The sequence below is a fragment of the Haloechinothrix salitolerans genome (assembly GCF_042662605.1).
Classification (GTDB): Bacteria; Actinomycetota; Actinomycetes; order Mycobacteriales; family Pseudonocardiaceae; genus Haloechinothrix_A; species Haloechinothrix_A salitolerans.
Map to the genome: position 1 here is coordinate 713,919 of NZ_JBHSXX010000001.1, position 18,241 is coordinate 732,159.

Below are 18,241 nucleotides of genomic sequence, written 5' to 3' on the forward strand. Positions count from 1 at the left end.
TCAGGAGCCGACATGAGTAACCGGCAGGCACAACACCTCTCCGGCAGGGTCATCGCGATCACCGGCGGAGCGCGGGGAATCGGCCTCGCCACCGCCAAAGCCGCGCATGCCAGGGGCGCGCGGGTAGCGATCGGCGACGTCGACGGTGGTGCGGCCAAGGAGGCAGGCGCGTCGCTTGGCGAGGACGTGCTCGCGCTCGAGCTCGACGTGACCGACGAGAAGTCCTTCGGCGGGTTCCTTGGTGAGGTGGAGCGTCGCTTCGGTGCGCTGGACGTCCTCGTCAACAACGCTGGCATCATGCCGATCGGGCCGTTCCTCGACGAATCGGTGTCCCGGTCACGGCGTGCGGTTGACGTCAACGTCATGGGCCCGCTGATCGGGACGCAGCTCGCGCTCACGGGAATGGTGCAGCGCGGTCGCGGGCATATCGTGAACGTGGCCTCGGCAGCCGGCAAGTCTCCGGTGCCTGGTGGCGTGACCTATGCCGCGACGAAGGCCGCCATCGTGTCGCTCACCGAAAGCATTCGGGTGGAGCATGCCGGATCGGGCGTTTCTTTCACCTGTGTGATGCCGTCGTTCACGAATACCGAGCTGATCTCGGGAACGAGTGGGACGAAGTTCATCCGCACCGTCCAGCCAGACGAGGTGGCGCGGGCCATCGTCCGGGCGGTCGAGTCGGGTAAGCCTGACGTATACGTGCCGCGCGTGATCGGGTTCATTCTCAAGACGCAGCCGTTGATCGGCAGGAAGCTGCGAGACTTGGCCAACCATGCCATCAAGGCGGATCGCACGTTCCTCGACGTCGACAAGCGCGCACGGGAAGGTTATGACGCCCGCATAGGCTCGGGCCCCGAGTAAGCGGGCAGCGTAAACGGGCTGGCGCGGAGCAGGACACAGGTCGCCGGCCATGGACCGCTGGGGGCGGCGGTCCATGGCCGGCGATTGGCACGTCCGCACTCACGAGCCGCGACTCAGGGGGCGAGGTCGCGTCCGATGATCTCTTTCATGATCGCGGTCGTGCCCGCATAAATGGTCTGGATGCGAGTGTCTACGAACGCCCTGCCGACCGGGTACTCCCGCATGTAGCCGTAGCCGCCGTGCAGCTGGAGGCAGGCGTCCATGACCCGTTTCTGCAGCTCGCTGACGTACCACTTGCCCTTCGCCGCGTCGACAGCGCTGAGTGTGCCCTTGTTGAACGCGAGCACCGACTTGTCGACATATGCCTGCGCGATGTCGATTTCGGTTGCCAGCTCGGCGAGTTCGAACCGGACGTGCTGGAACTCGCCGATCGGTTGTCCGAACGCCTGCCGCTCGAAGCAGTACCGGCGCGTTTCGTCGAAAATCGCCTTGCAGTTCGCGATCGCCTTGACCGAGACGCCGAGGCGCTCGCGCGGCAGGTGGCTCATCAGGTAGCGCAGGCCGAGGCCCTCCTCGCCGAGGACGTTGGCAGCCGGTACGCGGACGTCGTCGAAGAACAGTTCCGCGGTGTCCTGCGCTGGCAGCCCGATCTTCTCCAGCTTCCTACCCCTTGTGAAGCCCGGCATCCCGTTCTCGACGACGAACAGGGTGTAGCCCTTCGATCCCGCGTCCGGATCGGTCTTCGCGGCGACGATCACGACATCGGCCATGATGCCGCTTGAGATGAACGTCTTCTGTCCGTTGAGGATCCAGTCGTCGCCGTCGCGATGTGCCGAGGTGCGGATGCCGCGCAGGTCGCTGCCGGCCCCGGGTTCGGTCATCGCGAGCGCGCCGATCAGCTCACCAGACGCGAAGCCAGGCAGCCACCGCTGCTTTTGCTCCTCGCTGGTCAAATCGAGCAGGTAGTGCAGCACCAGATCGTCCTGCAGCGCGATGGTGAGCGCGAAGGAGATCACGTGCGCCTTGGCGATCTCCTCGGCGGCGACCATGCGGAAGCGGTAATCCGGCTCGCCCGCGCCGCCGTACTCCTCAGGAATCTGCAGGCCGTAAATCCCGTGCTTGGCCGCTTCGGCGAACACGCCTCGGTCGATCCAGCCGTCGGTCTCCCACCGTTGGTGATAGGGAATCACCTCGCGGGCGAGGAACTCCCGCACCGTCTCTCGGTAGGCCTCGTGGTCGGCGGTGTAGAGGTCACGTTCCATGCGCTACGCCAATCGCTCGATGACGGTGACGTTCGCCTGGCCGCCGCCTTCGCACATGGTTTGCAGGCCGTAACGGCCGCCGGTGCGCTCCAGCTCGTGCAGCAGCGTGATCATGATCCGAGCGCCGGACGCCCCGAGCGGGTGGCCAAGCGAGATGGCGCCGCCGTTGACGTTGGTCTTGCCCGGGTCCGCTCCGATTTCCTTGAGCCAGGCGAGCACGACGCTGGCGAAGGCCTCGTTGACTTCGAACAGGTCGATGTCGTCCACGGTGAGCCCCGTCTTGGCGAGTGCGTGCTGGGTCGCGGGTAGCGGGGCGATGAGCAGGTTGACCGGGTCCGAGCCGAGTACGGACATGTGGTGGATCCGGGCGCGTGGCCGGAAGCCGTGCGTGCGAACCGCGTCCTCGGACGCGATCATGAGTGCGGCCGAGGCATCCGAGATCTGGCTGGACGTCGCGGCCGTGAGTCGGCCACCAGGGGCCAGCGGGTCCAGCGCGCCCATGCTCTCTAGGTTCGTGTCGGCTCGGGGCCCCTCATCGTGCTCGACCCCATCAAGCGGCGTGATCTCCGCGTCGAATCGGCCCTGCTGCCTTGCCGTCACCGCGCGCTGGTGGCTTCGAAACGCGAACTCCTCCAGGTCGGTGCGCTCGAATCCAAATTCGTCGGCGATCATCTCCGCGGAGCGGAACTGCGAGATCTCCGCCGTGCCGTAGCGCTCCTGCCACCCCTTGGAGCCCGACCATGGGTCGGTGGCGCCGTACGGCTCGCCCGCCAGGAAGGAACTGAGGATCGGGAACTGCGTCATCTTCTGCACCCCGCCCGCGACGACCAGGTCGGCGGTGCCGCTCATGACAGCTTGCGCGGCGAAGTGCACGGCTTGTTGCGAGGAGCCGCACTGCCGATCGATGGTGACACCAGGGACAGTCTCGGGGAGTCCCGCGACCAGCGCGCACGTCCTGGCGATATCGCCAGCCTGGGAACCGATGGCGTCCAGACATCCGTACACCACATCGTCGATCGCGGCGGGGTCGAAGTCTCCCCGGTCGACCAGGGTGCGGATGGGATGCGCGCCAAGGTCGGCGGGATGCGTATCGCTGAACCCGCCCTTACGCCTGCCCACCGGCGTGCGGATGGCGTCGACGATATAGGCCTCGGGCATGCTGTCTCCTCGGTCGAAGCTGTCTCAGTCCTATCAAAATTAACATAAATTCAAAACCATGGTGGCGGTTGTGACAAGCGACATCTCGCTCACTCGTGGGCGAGCCGAGGCTGGCATGGGGACAGGCAGGCTGTGGTGTCGCTGCCGGCGCCTTGTCACTATCGGGCAATGGTTTGAAATAGAATTAAAAATCCGCTACCATGTGAGTCCAAGTAAGCCGGGGTTCGATGATGTCGGCGTACCGGTTCCAGCTCAATCATTGTGGTGCAGGATCACCCCGTCGTGGAGGAAGCATGTCGTTCGCCAACGAGGATGAGGTTCGTCGGTACATCGGCGGAATCTTCGAAACCGCATTCAAGGACCCTGAGATCGGCCCCAAGCTGGTGGACACCGGCATCGTGCTCAAGTTCGACTTCACCGAACCGGACGCCGTGCTGATCGTCGACATGCCGAACCAGCAGGTGTACCAGGGCGACGTGCCAGGGACGGAATGCAGCGCGACCATGTCGATGACCTGCGATGTGGGCAATGCCTACTGGCAGGGCAAGGTCAACCTGCCGTTCGCCATGGCGCGCGGCAAGATCGGCGTCGACGGCAACGTCGCGTCGTTGCTCAAGCTGGCGCCGCTCGGCAAGAAGCTCTACCCGACCTATATCGAGACCCTCAAGAACGATGGCCGGGAAGACCTGCTGGCCTGATCCCGAGGCTCACAACGGCACGCGAGAAAGTAGACATAGCGATGACATCGACCGTTTCCCAGAAGCGCCAGTACGACCCTGTGTCGGTCTCGCCGCTGTCGTTCTGGGCAGCCACCGCGGCTGAGCGCGAGGAGAAGTTCAAGATTCTTCGCGACGAGCGCCCCGTCAGCTGGCACCCGCCGCTCGAGGGTGCCCTGATGCCGCCTGAGCAGGACGGGATCTGGGCGATCACCAGGCATGAGGACATCGTGACGGTCACCAAGGACTGGGAGACGTTCTCCTCAGCGCATGGTGTGCAGCAGGAGGAGGTTCCCGCCGAGATTCTCGAGGCCGCCGAGTCGTTCCTCGGGATGGACCCACCGCGGCACACTCGTCTGCGCAGGCTGGTGAGCGCCGCCTTCACACCCAAGCGCGTCGCTGTCATCGAGGACCAGATCCGTAACCAGGCCAAGCAGATCGTCGACGACCTGATCGAGGCTGGTGACTGCGACTTCGTGGAGCAGGTCTCCAAGCGCCTGCCGATGTGGACGATCTACGAGATGATGGGCCTGCCGCCGGAACAGCGCGAGGCCGGCGCCCACGCCGCCGACGGGATGGTGTCATGGGCCGACGAGGACGTCGCCGCGGGCCGCGAGCCGGGTGAGGTGCTCAACGAGTCGCTGGTGACCCTGCTCACGCTGGGTATGGAACTCGCGGAGCAGCGGCGGGCGAATCCGGCGGACGATCTGATGACGAACCTGGTCCAGGCCGAGGTCGACGGACAACGGCTCACCGACGAGGAGATCGGCGCCTTCTTCGTGTTGCTCTCGGTGGCGGGCAACGACACGACGCGCAACACCATCACGCTGACCACGAAAGCGTTGTCCGACTTTCCGGAGCAGAAAGAGCTGCTCATGATGGACTACGACGGCCGGATCAAGACCGCCGTCGAGGAGTTCGTCCGCTGGGCGACTCCGGTGATGACCTTCCGTCGCACGGTCACGCACGACACCGAACTACGCGGTCAGCGCATCGCCGCGGGCGAGTGGGTGGTGATGTTCTACTCGTCGGGCAACCGGGACGAGCGGGTGTTCACCGACCCGCACGTCTTCGACATCACCCGTGACCCGAATCCCCACGTTGCCTTCGGTGGGGGCGGCGTGCACTTCTGCCTCGGCAACCAGCTCGCCAAGACGCAGCTGCGGGCGATCTTCAAAGAGCTGCTGTTTCGGGTGCCGAACCTGGAGGTCGGTGAGCCGACCTACCTCGTTGGCAACTTCGTGCACGCCGTGAAGAGCATGCCCTGCACGCTCGGCTGATTGGGAGGAAACACGTGACGTCCGACCTCGACCAGGCGGCGCCAGCGGGTGCCGAGACCCCTGGCATCGCCACCACCGTCGCCGCGCTCCGCGCGACGTTCGCCTCGGGGCGGACGCGTGACGCGGAGTGGCGAATTCGGCAGCTGACCGGGATCGAGCGGCTCCTCGACGAGCGCGAGGACGAGATCGCACGCGCACTCGCGGAGGATCTCGGCCGCTCTCCCGCGGAGGCGTGGCTGGGGGACGTGGCTTCAACCAAGGCGGAAGCGACGTTCGCCCGTAAGCGCGTACGCAAGTGGATGAAGCGCAAACGTGTGCCACTCTCGCTGGGGTCGTTGCCAGGCCGGGGCTGGTACCAGTACGAACCGCTTGGGCTGGTGCTCGTCATCGGCCCGTGGAACTACCCGGTCTACCTTTCACTCGCCCCGCTCGTCGCCGCGATCGCCGCTGGCAACTGCGTGGTCGTCAAGCCGTCGGAGCATGCGCCCGCATCGTCGCGACTGCTCGCGCGACTGATCCCTGAATACCTTGACACCGACGCGGTCACGGTGGTTGAGGGCGAAGCCGAGGTGACTCAGGCGCTGCTAGCACAGGGCTTTGACCACGCGCTGTTCACCGGCGGTACCGAGATTGGAAAACGGGTGATGGCGGGTGCCGCTCCGCACCTCACTCCGGTGACGCTCGAGCTGGGAGGCAAGAGCCCGGTCATCATCACGCGCAACGCCGACATCGAGGTGGCAGCGCGGCGAATCGCGTGGGTGAAGCTGATGAACTCCGGTCAGATCTGCATCGCGCCCGACTACGTGCTTGTCGAGGACGTGGTGCGGGAGGAGTTCGTCGACGCTCTGGTCGCGACGATACGGAAGTTCCGCGCCGACCAGGAGTCTCCGACGACGCCGATCGTGAACGCACGGCAGTTCCAGCGGCTGGCCGGGCTGCTCGAGACGTCCGACGGAACCGTCGCCTGCGGGGGCGGGTCCGATCCGGACACACTCGGGATCGAGCCGACCGTGCTCGTCGACCCCAGTCCCGACTCGCCGGTGATGGCCGACGAGATCTTCGGGCCCATCCTGCCGGTGCTGACCGTCGACTCCCTTGACGACGCGATCGCGTTCGTCAACGCCCGGCCGAAGCCACTCGCCAGCTACCTGTTCACCTCGGACGCCGATGAGCGTGACCGTGTTCTCGCCGAGGTCAGCTCCGGTGGCGCCGTCGTCAACCACGTCGCGGTGCACTGCCTCGAGCCGCAGCTGCCTTTCGGCGGCGTAGGCAACAGCGGCATCGGCGCCTATCACGGCCGGTGGGGCTTCGAGACGTTCAGCCACCGCAAGGCAGTGCTCGCCAAGCCGTCACGGCCGGATCCCACCTTCATCTATCCGCCGTACAACTCGCTGAAGCTCGCGCTGATGCGGCGATTCTTCTGACACCGAACTCCGCGCTCCCGCCGGCCGGAGCGTGGGTTGGCCATTCCCCGGGAGGTTAGATGAGTCGGTACGACCCGTTCTCGTGGACCGGGCTTGTCGACGCGCCCGCGCTCGTACGCGGCGCGTCAACCGGCTTCACGGTGCTGGTCATCGGCGGACTGACCGCGCCGCTCGGTGCCCGGCTCATGCCGGTCACCGGTGCGGTCTGGCTTCCCCTGGTGGCTGTCGTGGCATTCGCGGTCGCGGGAGCCAAGATCGGCACCGCGCCACGGCCACCGCTGCACGGCGCCATCGCCGCCCTGGCCGCGTACCTGCTCGTGCTGCCGCTCGTGTTCCTCGGTGGTGGGGCGTATGGCAGCCAGCTGGCCGTAACGGCGGCCGCCGCGTTGCTCATCGGTGCCATCGCGGGTGCGATCCGCGCCCGCATGGCTGCCCGTACTCCTAATCCGTGATCGGCGACGCCCCACACCCGCGGGGCGTCGCCGATCACCACGTCAGCTCGTCAGCCCACCGCGCTTGATCAGCTGGCCGGCGATGACGTTGCGCTGGATCTCGTTCGTGCCCTCGCCGACGATCATCAGCGGGGCATCGCGGAAGTAGCGTTCCACGTCGTACTCGGTGGAGTACCCGTAGCCGCCGTGGATGCGCACGGCGTTCAGCGCGATCTCCATCGCGGTTTCCGAAGCGAACAACTTCGCCATGCCCGCCTCCATGTCGCACCGCTCATCCGCGTCGTAGCGGTCGGCGGCGTGCAGCACGAGTTGGCGGGCGGCGGTCAGCGTGGTCGCCATGTCGGCGAGGTAGTTGCCGATGGACTGGTGCTGCCAAATTGGCTTACCGAAGCTCTCGCGTTCCTGGGCGTAGCGCAGCGCGTCGTCTAACGCGGCCTGACCGACGCCCAGCGCGCGGGAGGCGACTTGGATACGGCCGATCTCGAGGCCCTTCATCATCTGCGCGAACCCCTCGCCCTCGACGCCACCGAGGACGGCGTCAGCGGGGCAGCGGTAGTCGTCGAAGGCGAGCTCGCAACTCTCGATGCCTTTGTAGCCGAGCTTGGACAGATCCCGCGAGACCGTCAGCCCTGGGCCGTGCTCGACGAGCAGCACGGAAATTCCCTTGTGCTTCGGCTCGGCCGATGGGTCGGTCTTGCACAGCAGCGCGATCAACTGGGACCGACGCGCGTTGCTGATCCAGGTCTTCGCGCCGTTGATCACGTACTCACCAGCCCCGGCCGCGGCCCCGCTCGCCGTGCTACCCCCACTGCCGGCGCGACGGGCGGTGGTTGTCATCGCCTGCAGGTCGGAGCCGCCGCCCGGCTCGGTCAGCGCCATGGTCGCGCGGATCTCGCCGGTGGCCATCTTGGGCAGATAGCGCTGCTTCTGCTCGGTGGTGCCGAATCTCGCGAGCAGCTTGGCGACGACGGTGTGGCCGCCCATGGCGCCTGCCAGGCTCATCCAGCCACGGGCGAGTTCGGTCGTCACGCCGACATAGCAGCGGGTCGACACGTGAACCTCGCCGTATGGCTCGGGGATCGCGAGCCCGTAGATGCCGAGCTCCTTCATCTGCTCGATGAGCTTCTCGGGGTAGGTGTTCTCGTGCTCGAGCTCGCGCGCGATCGGTCGCACCTCACGGTCGACGAAGTCCCGTACGGTGTCGACGACGGCCTGCTCTTCCGTCGAAAGGCTGGTCACGCCAGGCGCTCCTTCGCTGCTGTCGTTGCGGACAATCTGTACTTTAACGTAGATTAAAAGCCTGATGGGAGGGTGGACTTGTGACTGACGCCTATGTCACGCCGCGCTGCTGCCTGTCGGTACCAGCCACCGACGAACGCCGGTTCGCGAAGGCGGCGGCATCCGGCGCGGACGAGATCGTGCTCGATCTCGAGGACTCGGTGCCGCCCGGCGGCAAGGACGAAGCCCGCGAGCGCGTCGCCGCGTGGCTCGCGACGCAGGAGGTGCCCGCGGGAGTGTCGGTGCGGGTCAACGCGCCCCGCTCGCCGTGGTGTCATGCCGATATCGTCGCCGTCGGCGGCTCCGCTGGCGCCGACCGCTCGATCGTGGTGCCGAAGGTGGAGAACGCGGGCGATCTGGCGTTCGTCGACCGGTTGCTTGACGGCGTTGAGGCCGCGGCCGGGCGGGTGCCGCAGACGAGCGTGCAGGCCCTCATCGAGTCGCCGGAGGGCCTGGCCAACCTGGGCGAGATCATGACCGCGACGCGGCGGCTCCGTGCGGTGATCCTCGGCTACGCCGACCTGGGCGCGGCACTCGGCCGGTCACCGGACGCCGGGGCGGATTCCTGGGCTCCCGCACGGCACGCGATGCTCGTCGCGGCGCGCACTGCGGGAGTCGCCGCGATCGACGGGCCGTTCCTCGGCGTCGACGCCGACGAGCCCTTCACCGACGCCGTGCGGCACGCCGCACGGTTCGGGTTCGACGGCAAGTGGGTCATTCATCCGCGCCAGGTCGCCGCTGTGGTCGAGGCATTCACGCCAACGAGCGCTGAGGTCGAGCACGCCGATCGGGTGCTGGCCGCGCTCGAGTCAGGGCACGCTCGCGGTGCGGGCGCGGTCGAGCTTGACGGGCAGATGATCGACGAGGCGCTGGCGGTGACGGCGCGCCGCACGCTGGCCAAAGCGGGGAGAAGCACGGCATGACCGGAGTCGATGAGCGGCTGACGACGGCCGAGGGGCCGTACTTTGATGAGCTGTCCGTCGGGCAGGTGTTCGCTGGTGCGCCCGGCGTGACACTCACGTCCGGCCTTGCCGCGGCGCACCAGGCCATCACCGGCGACAGGCTCGCGCTCCCGTTGGACGCGGCGCTGTGCGCCGACGTGACAGGGCGTGGCTTCCTCGCGCCGCCCGCGCTGGTGTGGGACATCGCTATCGGGCAGTCGACCGTGGCCACGCATCACGTCAAGGCCAACCTGTTCTACCGAGGCCTGGTGTTCCGGCGCACGCCTGTGCTCGGTGACACGCTGCGCACCAGGACTGAAGTGGTGGGAATGCGGCAGAACACGCCGCGTCCGGGGCGGACGCCGACGGGGCTCGCCGCTCTGCGCATCACCACCGTCGACCAGGACGAGCGGCCGGTACTGGACTTCTGGCGCTGCGCCATGCTGCCGTTGCGCGATCCCGACCGCGACACCGGGCACGTCGACGACCTCGACAGCATCGGTGCGCCGCCGGATCCCGCCGCCCTTGCCGCCGTCACCGACGGCTGGAACCTCGCGCGCTTCGCCGAGCGCGGCCAAGGCCCGCGCTTCGCGGACCTCGTCGAGGGGCACGAGATCGAGGTCGGCGGGGGCGACGTGGTGAGCGGCGCGCCGGAGCTAGCCCGGCTCAGCCTCAACATCGCGAAGGTCCATCACGACACGGCCGCGGGCGGCGGGAACAGGTTGGTCTACGGCGGCCACACCATCGGCATCGCCCTTTCGCAAGCCAGCAGGGCCGTGCCGAGCATCCTCACGGTCGCGGGCTGGCACAGCTGCGATCACACCGGCCCGGTGCACGAGGGCGACACGCTGCGCAGCAGGCTCCGTGTCGAGCGCACTGAGCCGCTGGTAGGTGGTGGCGGGCTGGTGCACCTGCGTTCCCGGGTTCGCGCCGACGCGGAGGAGCCGCGTGACGTGCTCGACTGGCGCTTCGCCGCTGTCATCGCCTGACGCGGCGCAGAGGGTTCTCAAAATTTTTAATCTATGTTCTACTAAACACAGCTGAGGGGGACGTCGAGTTTGGGAGATGACTATCCGTGTACCCGGGAAAGATCGCTGAGCAAACGCCAGACAAGCCCGCGGTCATCATGGGCGGGTCCGGCACGACCATGTCTTATGCGGACTTGGAAGCCAACTCCGTGCGCGTGGCGCGGTTGCTGCGCGACGCTGGCCTGCGCCCTGGTGACGTAATCGCGTTGCTGGCCGAGAACAACATCCGGTGCTTCGAGATCTACTGGGCCGCGTTGCGGTCCGGCCTCTACATCACCGCGATCAACCAGCACCTGTCCGCCGAGGAAGTCTCGTACATCATCGATGACAGCGGCGCGAAGGTGCTGTTCGCATCGGCCGCGTTGCGCGAGCTGGCCGAGTCCGTGGTGTCACGGACACCGAATGTGGCGGCCCGGTATGCCTTCGACGGACCGGTCGACGGTCATGAGTCGTATGAGGACGCCCTTGCCGCGTCGTCCGCCGAGCCGCTCGCCGATCAGCCAGCTGGTGCCCCGATGCTGTACTCGTCTGGCACGACGGGTCGCCCGAAGGGCGTGAAGGTGTTCGTACCGCAGGTGCAGGTGGGTGAGCCCGGTGCGGACGTGCTGGTGCCGTTCGTGTCGAAGGTGTTCCAGCTTGGGCCGGAGGACACCTACCTGATCCCCGCTCCGCTGTACCACGCCGCACCACTGCGCTGGGCAGGCGCGATTCACGCGCTGGGCGGCACGGTGCTGGTAATGGAGAAGTTCGACCCTGAGCGGATGCTCGCGCTGATCGACAAGTACAAGGTCACCGCGACGCAGGTGGTGCCAACGATGTTCGTGCGCATGCTCAAGCTCGCGCCCGAGGTGCGGGACAAGTACGACGTGTCGAGCATGCGGGCGGCCATCCATGCCGCCGCGCCATGTCCGGTCGAGGTCAAGCAGCAGATGATGGACTGGTGGGGCCCGGTCGTATGGGAGTACTACGGCTCCACCGAGGGCAACGGCCTGACGGCGATCAGCCCGCGGGAGTGGCTCGCCAAGCCCGGCTCTGTTGGCAGGGCCATGCTCGGCACCCTGCACATCTGCGACGACGATGGCACGGAGCTGCCGCCGGGTGAGATCGGTTTGGTGTACTTCGAGCGGGACGAGCTTCCGTTCGAGTATCACAACGATCCGGAGAAGACCAGGCAGGCGCAGCACCCAGAGCATCCGAACTGGACCACCGTCGGCGACGTCGGCTACGTCGACGAGGACGGCTACCTGTTCTTGACCGACCGCAAGTCGTTCATGATCATCTCCGGCGGGGTCAACATCTACCCGCAGGAGGTCGAGGACGTCCTGACGCTGCACCCCAAGGTCTACGACGTCGGTGTCATCGGTGTGCCCGACCCGGAGATGGGTGAACAGGTGAAGGCGGTCGTGCAGCCCGCGTCCGGCGTGACGGCCGATGCTGAGCTCGAGCGCGAGCTCATCTCCTACGTTCGCGAGCGCATCGCCCACTACAAGGCGCCGCGCAGCGTCGACTTCCTCGACGAACTGCCCCGCACTCCGACCGGCAAGCTGGTCAAGCGCAAGCTGCGGGAGCGTTACGAGCAGCCCGTGGCCTCCTGAGGCGTCGAGGGAGACTCGGTAACCACGGTGGCCCGCCGCTTTCCTCGCGGCGGGCCACCGTCGTTGTGCCGCGATACGGATATGCCCGTTCAGGGCATCGAGTACCCGCCGCTGACGGCGATCACCTGGCCCGTTACCTGGCGCGCGGTCCGCTCGGACGACGCCCACACGACGGCGTTGGCGATGTCCGCCGCGGTGGTCAGCCGCCGCAGCGGGATCTGCTTCGTGACCGCGTCGACCTGCTTGTCGGTGAAGATCGCGTCCTGTCCTGCCGCCCACAGGCTGGTGCTGCCTACCGCGCCGTCGTCCTCCGGCAGCACTAGTCCGGGACAGACGACGTTGGAGCGGATGCCGTGCCTGCCGTGCTCCTTCGCCACGGTGCGGGCCAGCGCGATGAGCCCGGCCTTCGTCGTGCCGTAGACGCCTTGCCTGATCTCGCCGAACGCGGCGTCACTCGAAATGAACACCAGTGAACCCGCACCGGCGTCGCGCATCGCCGCGATCGCGGCCTGGCTGCAGTCAATGGCAGCGAAGAGGTTGACGTCGATCATGGTCTGCCAGTCGTCACGGCTGGTGTCCTCGGCGATGAACCCGGGAATGCTCACGCCCGCGTTGTTCACCAGCGCGTCGATGCCGCCCCATGCGTCAACGACGGAGGCGACCGCACGACGGCCGGCGCCGGCCTCGGCGAGATCCATTCGCACCACCTCGGCCGCGGCGGCACCGCGGCCGAGCGCCTCCTTCGCGACCTTGGCCGCCTGCTCGCCGTCGCGGTCGCAGATCACGATGCGTGCGCCTTCGTCCGCGAAGCCGTGCACGATGCCGCGGCCGATGTTCGACGCGCCGCCGGTGACCAGTACCCGAGCGTCCCTGAGTCCGAGGTCCATTCCGCCTTCTCTCGGTTGTCGTGTTCGGGGGCCCTACGCCGAGCCAGGGGCGTAGTTGACGGCACGATGGTACATATTTTATGTTCAATTCGAAAATAGGAAGGACGTGGGACAGCTGTGAGGATCTTCAACGGCATCGGAGAACTGCGGGCCGCCGAGGGCGAGGAACTTGGCACGAGTGACTGGCTCGTCGTCGACCAGCCGCGAATCGACCTGTTCGCCGACGCGACAGGCGACCACCAATGGATCCATGTGGACACCGAGAAGGCGGTGGACGGCCCGTTCGGCGGCACCATCGCGCACGGACTGCTGACGCTGTCGCTGCTGCCGACGTTCCTGCAGCAGATCTACCGGGTCGACGGCATCAGGATGGCCGTGAACTACGGGCTCGACAAAGTGCGGCTGCCCGCGCCGGTACCAGCGGGTTCGAAGCTGCGGGCGACGTCGAAAGTCCTGGAGGTAACCGACCTCGACGGTGCCGTTCAGGTAAAGCTGAGCACTACCATCGAGGTTGAGGGCGGCGACAAACCAGCCTGCGTGGCCGAGTCGATCGTGCGGTACGTGGCATGAGCGGTCTGGTGGAAGGCCGCGCCGCTGTGGTCACCGGAGCGGCACAGGGCATCGGGCTGGCCATCGCCACGACGTTGCATGAGCACGGCGCGTCGGTCGTCATCGCCGACCGCGACAGCGACCGCGCCGAGCAGGCCGCCAAGGAACTCGGCAGCGAACGCGTGCTGGCGCTCGGCTGCGACGTCACGGACGAGGCCAGCATGGAACGCGCGGTGCACACGGCCGCCGAGGAGTTCGGCGGCCTCGATATCCATGTCAACAACGCGGGCATCACCCGGGACGCCTCGCTGCGCAAGATGGGGGTGGACGACTTCGACGCGGTGATGACCGTGCACCTGCGCGGCACCTGGCTCGGCGTCCGCGCGGCGTCCGCCGTGATGCGGGAGGCTGGCCGGGGCTCGATCGTCAACATGTCCTCGCTGTCCGGCAAGGCTGGCAACCCGGGCCAGACCAACTACAGCGCTGCCAAAGCAGGCGTCGTGGGGCTCACCAAGGCAGCGGCGAAGGAACTCGCGCACAAGAACGTACGGGTCAATGCCATCCAGCCGGGCCTGATTCGCACCGCGATGACCGAGGCGATGCCGCAGGACGTCTTCGCCCAGAACGAGGCGGCCATCCCGATGAAACGCGCTGGCGAGGCGAGCGAGGTCGCGGGCGCCGCGCTGTTCCTCGCCTCCGATCTCGCCAGCTACATGACCGGATCCGTGCTCGAGGTCGGCGGAGGGCGGCTGATGTGACCGCGACCGCGGACAACCAGCGCGAAGACACCGACCTGGTCGTGGCCGAGGCCGCGCCACATGTGCTGCGGGTCAGCCTGAACCGGCCGCACCGGCGTAACGCCCTCACGCCTGGGCTGATGGATCGGTTGACGGCCGTCATCGACAGCGTGGCCGACGACCCGGCGGTTCGGGCTCTTGTCGTCACAGGGAATGGTGCTGGCTTCTGCTCCGGCTTCGACCTGCGGGAGATCCGCGACACGCACCAGCTGGGGCTGCCCGAGCTGCTCCGTAAGCAGGAGGAGTGGGCAGGCGCTATCCAACGGCTGATCGAGTTGCCGTTACCCGTCATCGCCGCGGTCAACGGTGCGGCGGTCGGAGCGGGGATGTCGCTGGCCCTTGCCGCGGACATGCGCGTCGTCACCGAGGACACGACATTCGGTGCCGCCTTCGTCCGGATCGGACTGTCCGGTGCCGACCTCGGGCTCTCCTGGACGCTGCCAAGGACGGTGGGCATGGGGCTTGCCGCGGAGATGATGTTGACAGGGCGGCCGGTGGACGGCACCGAGGCTTACCGGATCGGCCTTGCCAACCGCGTCTGCACCGAGGACGACCCGCTGGCGACCGCGGTCGAGCTCGCGCAGGCTGTCGCGGCCAACAGCCCGTTCGGTGTCGCGCTGACCAAGAAGGTGCTGCACAGTGGCGTGGACGCGCCATCGTTCGCCGCGGCGGTCGAGATCGAGAACCGCAACCAAATCCTTGCCTCCCGTACCGAAGACATGGCTGAGGCCCTCCGCGCCAACGCCGAAGGTCGGCGACCGGAGTTCCGAAACAGATGAGGGTGTGATGGACGCGAACAGTGCGCGACCCGCCGTGCGGACCAGAACGGACGGCGGTGTCGGCCACCTCCTGCTTGACCGGCCCGATGCGATGAACGCGATCACGGTAGAGCTCGGCGATCAGCTCGAGCGCGGGCTGCGGGAACTGGCTGGTGACGAGGCCGTTCGCGTGATCGTCATCAGAGGTGCGGGCGGGAACTTCTCCGTCGGCGGCGACTTCAACGAGGTGGAGCGGCTGCGCGCGAGCGGACCTGATGCGCTGGCGCCGCTGTTCGTGAACTTCGGCATGGCGTGCGGTGCGATCGCGGATCTGCCGGTACCTGTGGTGGCCGCGGTTGAGGGCTACGCGATGGCGGGCGGCTTCGAGCTGATGCAGGCCTGCGACATCGCCGTGGTGCGATCCGACGCCACGATCGCGGACAACCACGCCAACTTCGGTCAGGTTCCTGGTGGCGGCGGTTCCCAGCGGCTGCCTCGGCTCGTCGGCAGGCAACGCGCGCTTGGCCACATTCTCTCCGGTGATCGCCTGTCCGGCGAGCAGGCCGCGGCGTGGGGGTTGGCGTACCGCTGCTTCGAGCCGGACGACTTCGAGCAGGGCGTCTCGGAGCTCGCCGAGCAGCTAGCGAGCAAGAGCCGCGACGCGCTCGGCACGATCAAGCGACTGGTGTACGACGGCTTGCGGACGAGCCTCGAAGACGGACTCGCCACCGAACTGTCCACAGTGATCGAACATGTCTCCGGAGACCCCGCTGGAGACGACATCGCCGGGTTCACCGGTAGCAAGGGAGTGCGTACATGACCGACAAGCTCATCGATAGTGGTCCCGTGCTGCTCGATCTCGACGAGGACGGGGTGGCCAGGATCCGGCTGAACCGACCCGACGCGTCCAACGGGATGAACGTCGAGTTCCTCACAGCGCTGCACGACGCGGTGTTGCGTTGTCACGGTGAGCCGAGGGTGCGCGCCGTGATCCTGTCCGGCGAGGGCCCGAATTTCTGCGCGGGTGGTGACGTCCGAACGTTCGCGAGCAAGGGCGACGCGCTCCCGGACTACCTCCGGGAGGCAACCGCGTGGCTACAGCTCGCCGCGTCGGCCCTGATTCAGCTGCGCGCGCCGGTCGTCGCGGCGGTGCACGGATTCGCCGCCGGTGGTGGCGGCCTCGGCCTGGTGTGCGCATCGGATTTCGTGGTTGCAGCCGAGTCCGCGAAGTTCATGTCCGGTGCGGTCCGCGTCGGGATGGCGCCCGACGCGGGCGTGTCGGTCACGCTGACCCAGTTAGTGGGGCTCCGCAAGGCGATGGAGATCCTGCTAACCAACCCGACGCTCACCGCGGCGGAGGCACTGGACATCGGGCTGCTGACCAAGGTAGTGCCCGACGACGCCTTGCACGCCGAGGTGACCGACCTGGGACGCACCCTGGCGGTGAGCGCGCCGAAGGCCGTCGGCGAGACCAAGCGGTTGTTGTGGAGCGGGGTCGGCGCGGCGGTGGAGACGCGCCTTCCTGAGGAGGCTCGCACGGTGGCTGAGCTGGCCGCGACCGCGGACGCCAAGGAAGGTCTTGCCGCCGTGATCGAGCGCAGGTCACCGGAATTCACGGGGACATGAGCGCGGAGATGGACACATCGGACTGCGTTGTCGCACACGATGAGGGTGCCGTCCGGGTCGTGACGCTCAACCGGCCGGACCTGCGCAACGCGATCGACCTCGACCTGCGCGTGGTGCTCGCGGAACTGCTCGAGAAGGGCATGGCGGACGACGACGTGCGGGTCATCGTGCTCACTGGCGCCGGGTCGTCGTTCTGCTCTGGCGGCGATATCTCGACCATGCGGCGCATGGGGCCCGCGGAGAGCAAGCCCCGCGCCGAGGCGGCCAAGCGGGTGATCACCGCGATCTGGGACGGACCGAAGCCGGTGGTGGCGGCCGTCGAGGGCTACGCCATGGGCGCGGGCACCGCGCTGGCGCTGGCTTGCGACCGGGTTGTCGCCGCCCGTGACGCCACGTTCAGCACGACCTTCACCGGCGTCGGCCTCGCGGGCGACATGGGTATCTTCGCCTCGCTGCCAGCGCGGGTTGGCCCCGCCACGGCGCGGCAACTGATGTTGCTGCCGAAGCGGCTCACCGGGGACGAGGCGGAGCGGCTCGGCATGGTCGACGCCGTGACCTCGCCTGGCGAGGCGCTCGCCCAGTCGCTCGTCGATGCCGCGACAATCGCCGCCGGCCCGCCGCTCGCGCTGCGCGAGATCAAGCGGATGCTCACTCGCTGGCCAGCCGATCCACGTGGCGTTCTCGACCAGGAGGTGGAGCTGCAGACGCGCTTGTTCGACAGCGAGGATTTCGCCGAGGGAGTCGCGGCGTTCCGCGAGCGCCGCACCCCGGTCTTTCGTGGATGCTGAGCAGGCGACGCCGGACGAAGGGATCAGCCATGCGGCCCGATCGAGTGGGTGCGCTTCGCGCGGAGCGTGCGGAGATGTTGCGGTTCTCCCGAGAGCTGGACGACACGGAGTGGCGGGCCGCGAGCTGCGCGCCCGGCTGGCGGGTGCAGGATGTGGTGACGCACCTGGCCGCCGGATGCCGTGCCGTCTTCACCCCAGCGGTGCTGTCGATCATGCGCAGCAGGGACATCGAGCGAACTAACGACGAGTTCGTCGATCGGTGTCGCGACTGGCCGCCACGGCGGACGCTCGCCGAGTACGAGCGCTGGAGCGCCAGGCTCGCCACTGCGGCAGGCGTTGTGGGGCATGGGCCGGTGAGCCGGATACCACTGCCGCTCGCCGAACTCGGTCGATTCCCCGCCGGGCTGCTGCTCGCCGGGGCGATGACCTTCGATCACCACACCCATCTCCGCCACGACATGGCACCGGCACTTGGCAGGCCGGTGCCCGGCACCGACGCGGCTCGGATGGGCACGGTGCTGGAGTGGATGTTCGCCGTCCTGCGCAACCAGCTGCGATCCGCCGACCCCTCGTGGTTGACGCGGCCGCTCGACGTCGTACTCGATGGTCCTGGCGGTGGTGGCTGGCGCGTTGGCCCTGGCCCCGTGGTTGCCGCGGGAGTCACCGGCGGGGCGGCGGCCACGATCACCTGTCCGGCGACGGACTTCCCGGAATGGGCTACCTGCCGCGCCGCGTGGCGTGACCGGGACGTCCGCATCTCGGGCGATGCCGAGTACGCCGCCCGCTTTCTCGACAGCGTTCGCGTGGTGTGACCGATGCCGGTGCCGTCAACCGCGCCGCCCGT

The 18,241-nt window shown here is 67.6% G+C and carries 19 protein-coding genes; 15 read left to right on the forward strand and 4 right to left on the reverse strand.

Annotation, left to right across the window (positions count from 1 at the left end; all coding sequences use genetic code 11):
• The first annotated feature begins 12 nt into the window (after positions 1–12).
• A complete protein-coding gene (locus ACFQGD_RS03425) occupies positions 13–858 on the forward strand; it encodes an SDR family oxidoreductase (protein ID WP_345407291.1) in 846 nt (281 codons plus the stop codon).
• 113 nt (positions 859–971) lie between these two features.
• Here ACFQGD_RS03425 and ACFQGD_RS03430 read toward each other — a convergent pair whose 3' ends face one another.
• Positions 972–2,120 carry an acyl-CoA dehydrogenase family protein gene (locus tag ACFQGD_RS03430; RefSeq protein WP_345407294.1) on the reverse strand — a complete coding sequence of 383 codons (1,149 nt, stop codon included), beginning with the start codon at positions 2,118–2,120 and terminating at the stop codon, positions 972–974.
• 3 nt (positions 2,121–2,123) lie between these two features.
• Entirely contained in the window at positions 2,124–3,278 is a 1,155-nt protein-coding gene (locus ACFQGD_RS03435; protein WP_345407297.1) for an acetyl-CoA C-acetyltransferase, read from the reverse strand.
• Between the two features lie 293 nt (positions 3,279–3,571).
• On the opposite strand from ACFQGD_RS03435, the gene ACFQGD_RS03440 reads away from it, so the two are divergent.
• The 4 genes from ACFQGD_RS03440 to ACFQGD_RS03455 are packed head-to-tail and all read left to right on the forward strand — an operon-like array spanning position 3,572 to position 7,150.
• Entirely contained in the window at positions 3,572–3,976 is a 405-nt protein-coding gene (locus tag ACFQGD_RS03440; protein ID WP_345407300.1) for an SCP2 sterol-binding domain-containing protein, read from the forward strand.
• Positions 3,977–4,017: 41 nt separating this feature from the next.
• Positions 4,018–5,274 (forward strand): cytochrome P450, encoded by a 1,257-nt coding sequence (locus tag ACFQGD_RS03445; RefSeq protein ID WP_345407303.1) that lies wholly within the window; start codon positions 4,018–4,020, stop codon positions 5,272–5,274.
• Positions 5,275–5,288: 14 nt separating this feature from the next.
• A complete protein-coding gene (locus ACFQGD_RS03450; RefSeq protein ID WP_345407306.1) occupies positions 5,289–6,698 on the forward strand; it encodes an aldehyde dehydrogenase family protein in 1,410 nt (469 codons plus the stop codon).
• A 59-nt stretch (positions 6,699–6,757) separates the two neighbouring features.
• Positions 6,758–7,150, forward strand: coding sequence for a hypothetical protein (locus tag ACFQGD_RS03455; protein ID WP_345407309.1), 393 nt, complete (start codon positions 6,758–6,760; stop codon positions 7,148–7,150).
• A 42-nt stretch (positions 7,151–7,192) separates the two neighbouring features.
• On the opposite strand, the gene ACFQGD_RS03460 is transcribed toward ACFQGD_RS03455, so the two are convergent.
• Positions 7,193–8,389, reverse strand: a complete 1,197-nt coding sequence (locus tag ACFQGD_RS03460) for an acyl-CoA dehydrogenase family protein (RefSeq protein ID WP_345407312.1) — start codon at positions 8,387–8,389, stop codon at positions 7,193–7,195.
• An 80-nt stretch (positions 8,390–8,469) separates the two neighbouring features.
• Here ACFQGD_RS03460 and ACFQGD_RS03465 point away from each other — a divergent pair, with 80 nt between their 5' ends.
• From ACFQGD_RS03465 to ACFQGD_RS03475, 3 genes are all read left to right on the forward strand, one after another.
• Positions 8,470–9,351 carry an HpcH/HpaI aldolase/citrate lyase family protein gene (locus tag ACFQGD_RS03465; RefSeq protein ID WP_345407315.1) on the forward strand — a complete coding sequence of 294 codons (882 nt, stop codon included), beginning with the start codon at positions 8,470–8,472 and terminating at the stop codon, positions 9,349–9,351.
• Positions 9,348–10,358, forward strand: a complete 1,011-nt coding sequence (locus ACFQGD_RS03470; RefSeq protein WP_345407318.1) for a MaoC family dehydratase — start codon at positions 9,348–9,350, stop codon at positions 10,356–10,358. Before ACFQGD_RS03465 ends, ACFQGD_RS03470 begins: the two co-directional genes overlap by 4 nt.
• 86 nt (positions 10,359–10,444) lie before the next feature.
• Complete coding sequence (locus ACFQGD_RS03475; protein WP_345407321.1) at positions 10,445–11,992, forward strand: acyl-CoA synthetase; 1,548 nt, start codon at positions 10,445–10,447, stop codon at positions 11,990–11,992.
• A gap of 89 nt (positions 11,993–12,081) precedes the next feature.
• Here the strand turns inward: ACFQGD_RS03475 and ACFQGD_RS03480 are convergent, their stop codons facing one another.
• A complete protein-coding gene (locus ACFQGD_RS03480) occupies positions 12,082–12,879 on the reverse strand; it encodes an SDR family NAD(P)-dependent oxidoreductase (RefSeq protein WP_345407324.1) in 798 nt (265 codons plus the stop codon).
• A gap of 117 nt (positions 12,880–12,996) precedes the next feature.
• Here ACFQGD_RS03480 and ACFQGD_RS03485 point away from each other — a divergent pair, with 117 nt between their 5' ends.
• Genes ACFQGD_RS03485 through ACFQGD_RS03515 form a run of 7 tightly spaced genes read left to right on the forward strand, consistent with a single transcriptional unit; the run spans position 12,997 to position 18,209 of the window.
• On the forward strand, positions 12,997–13,449 hold the full coding sequence (locus ACFQGD_RS03485; RefSeq protein WP_345407327.1) for a MaoC family dehydratase: 453 nt from the start codon (positions 12,997–12,999) through the stop codon (positions 13,447–13,449).
• Positions 13,446–14,186, forward strand: coding sequence for a 3-oxoacyl-ACP reductase FabG (gene fabG / locus ACFQGD_RS03490; RefSeq protein WP_345407330.1), 741 nt, complete (start codon positions 13,446–13,448; stop codon positions 14,184–14,186). The genes ACFQGD_RS03485 and fabG overlap by 4 nt, the downstream gene beginning before the upstream one ends.
• Positions 14,183–15,004 (forward strand): enoyl-CoA hydratase/isomerase family protein, encoded by an 822-nt coding sequence (locus ACFQGD_RS03495; protein ID WP_345407333.1) that lies wholly within the window; start codon positions 14,183–14,185, stop codon positions 15,002–15,004. The genes fabG and ACFQGD_RS03495 overlap by 4 nt, the downstream gene beginning before the upstream one ends.
• A 7-nt stretch (positions 15,005–15,011) precedes the next feature.
• Positions 15,012–15,803, forward strand: coding sequence for an enoyl-CoA hydratase/isomerase family protein (locus tag ACFQGD_RS03500; protein WP_345407336.1), 792 nt, complete (start codon positions 15,012–15,014; stop codon positions 15,801–15,803).
• Positions 15,800–16,609: an enoyl-CoA hydratase/isomerase family protein gene (locus ACFQGD_RS03505; RefSeq protein WP_345407339.1), complete on the forward strand. Its 810-nt coding sequence runs from the start codon at positions 15,800–15,802 to the stop codon at positions 16,607–16,609. The genes ACFQGD_RS03500 and ACFQGD_RS03505 overlap by 4 nt, the downstream gene beginning before the upstream one ends.
• Positions 16,606–17,397, forward strand: coding sequence for an enoyl-CoA hydratase/isomerase family protein (locus tag ACFQGD_RS03510; RefSeq protein WP_345407342.1), 792 nt, complete (start codon positions 16,606–16,608; stop codon positions 17,395–17,397). Before ACFQGD_RS03505 ends, ACFQGD_RS03510 begins: the two co-directional genes overlap by 4 nt.
• A 29-nt stretch (positions 17,398–17,426) precedes the next feature.
• Positions 17,427–18,209: a maleylpyruvate isomerase family mycothiol-dependent enzyme gene (locus ACFQGD_RS03515; protein ID WP_345407347.1), complete on the forward strand. Its 783-nt coding sequence runs from the start codon at positions 17,427–17,429 to the stop codon at positions 18,207–18,209.
• Positions 18,210–18,241: the final 32 nt, after the last annotated feature.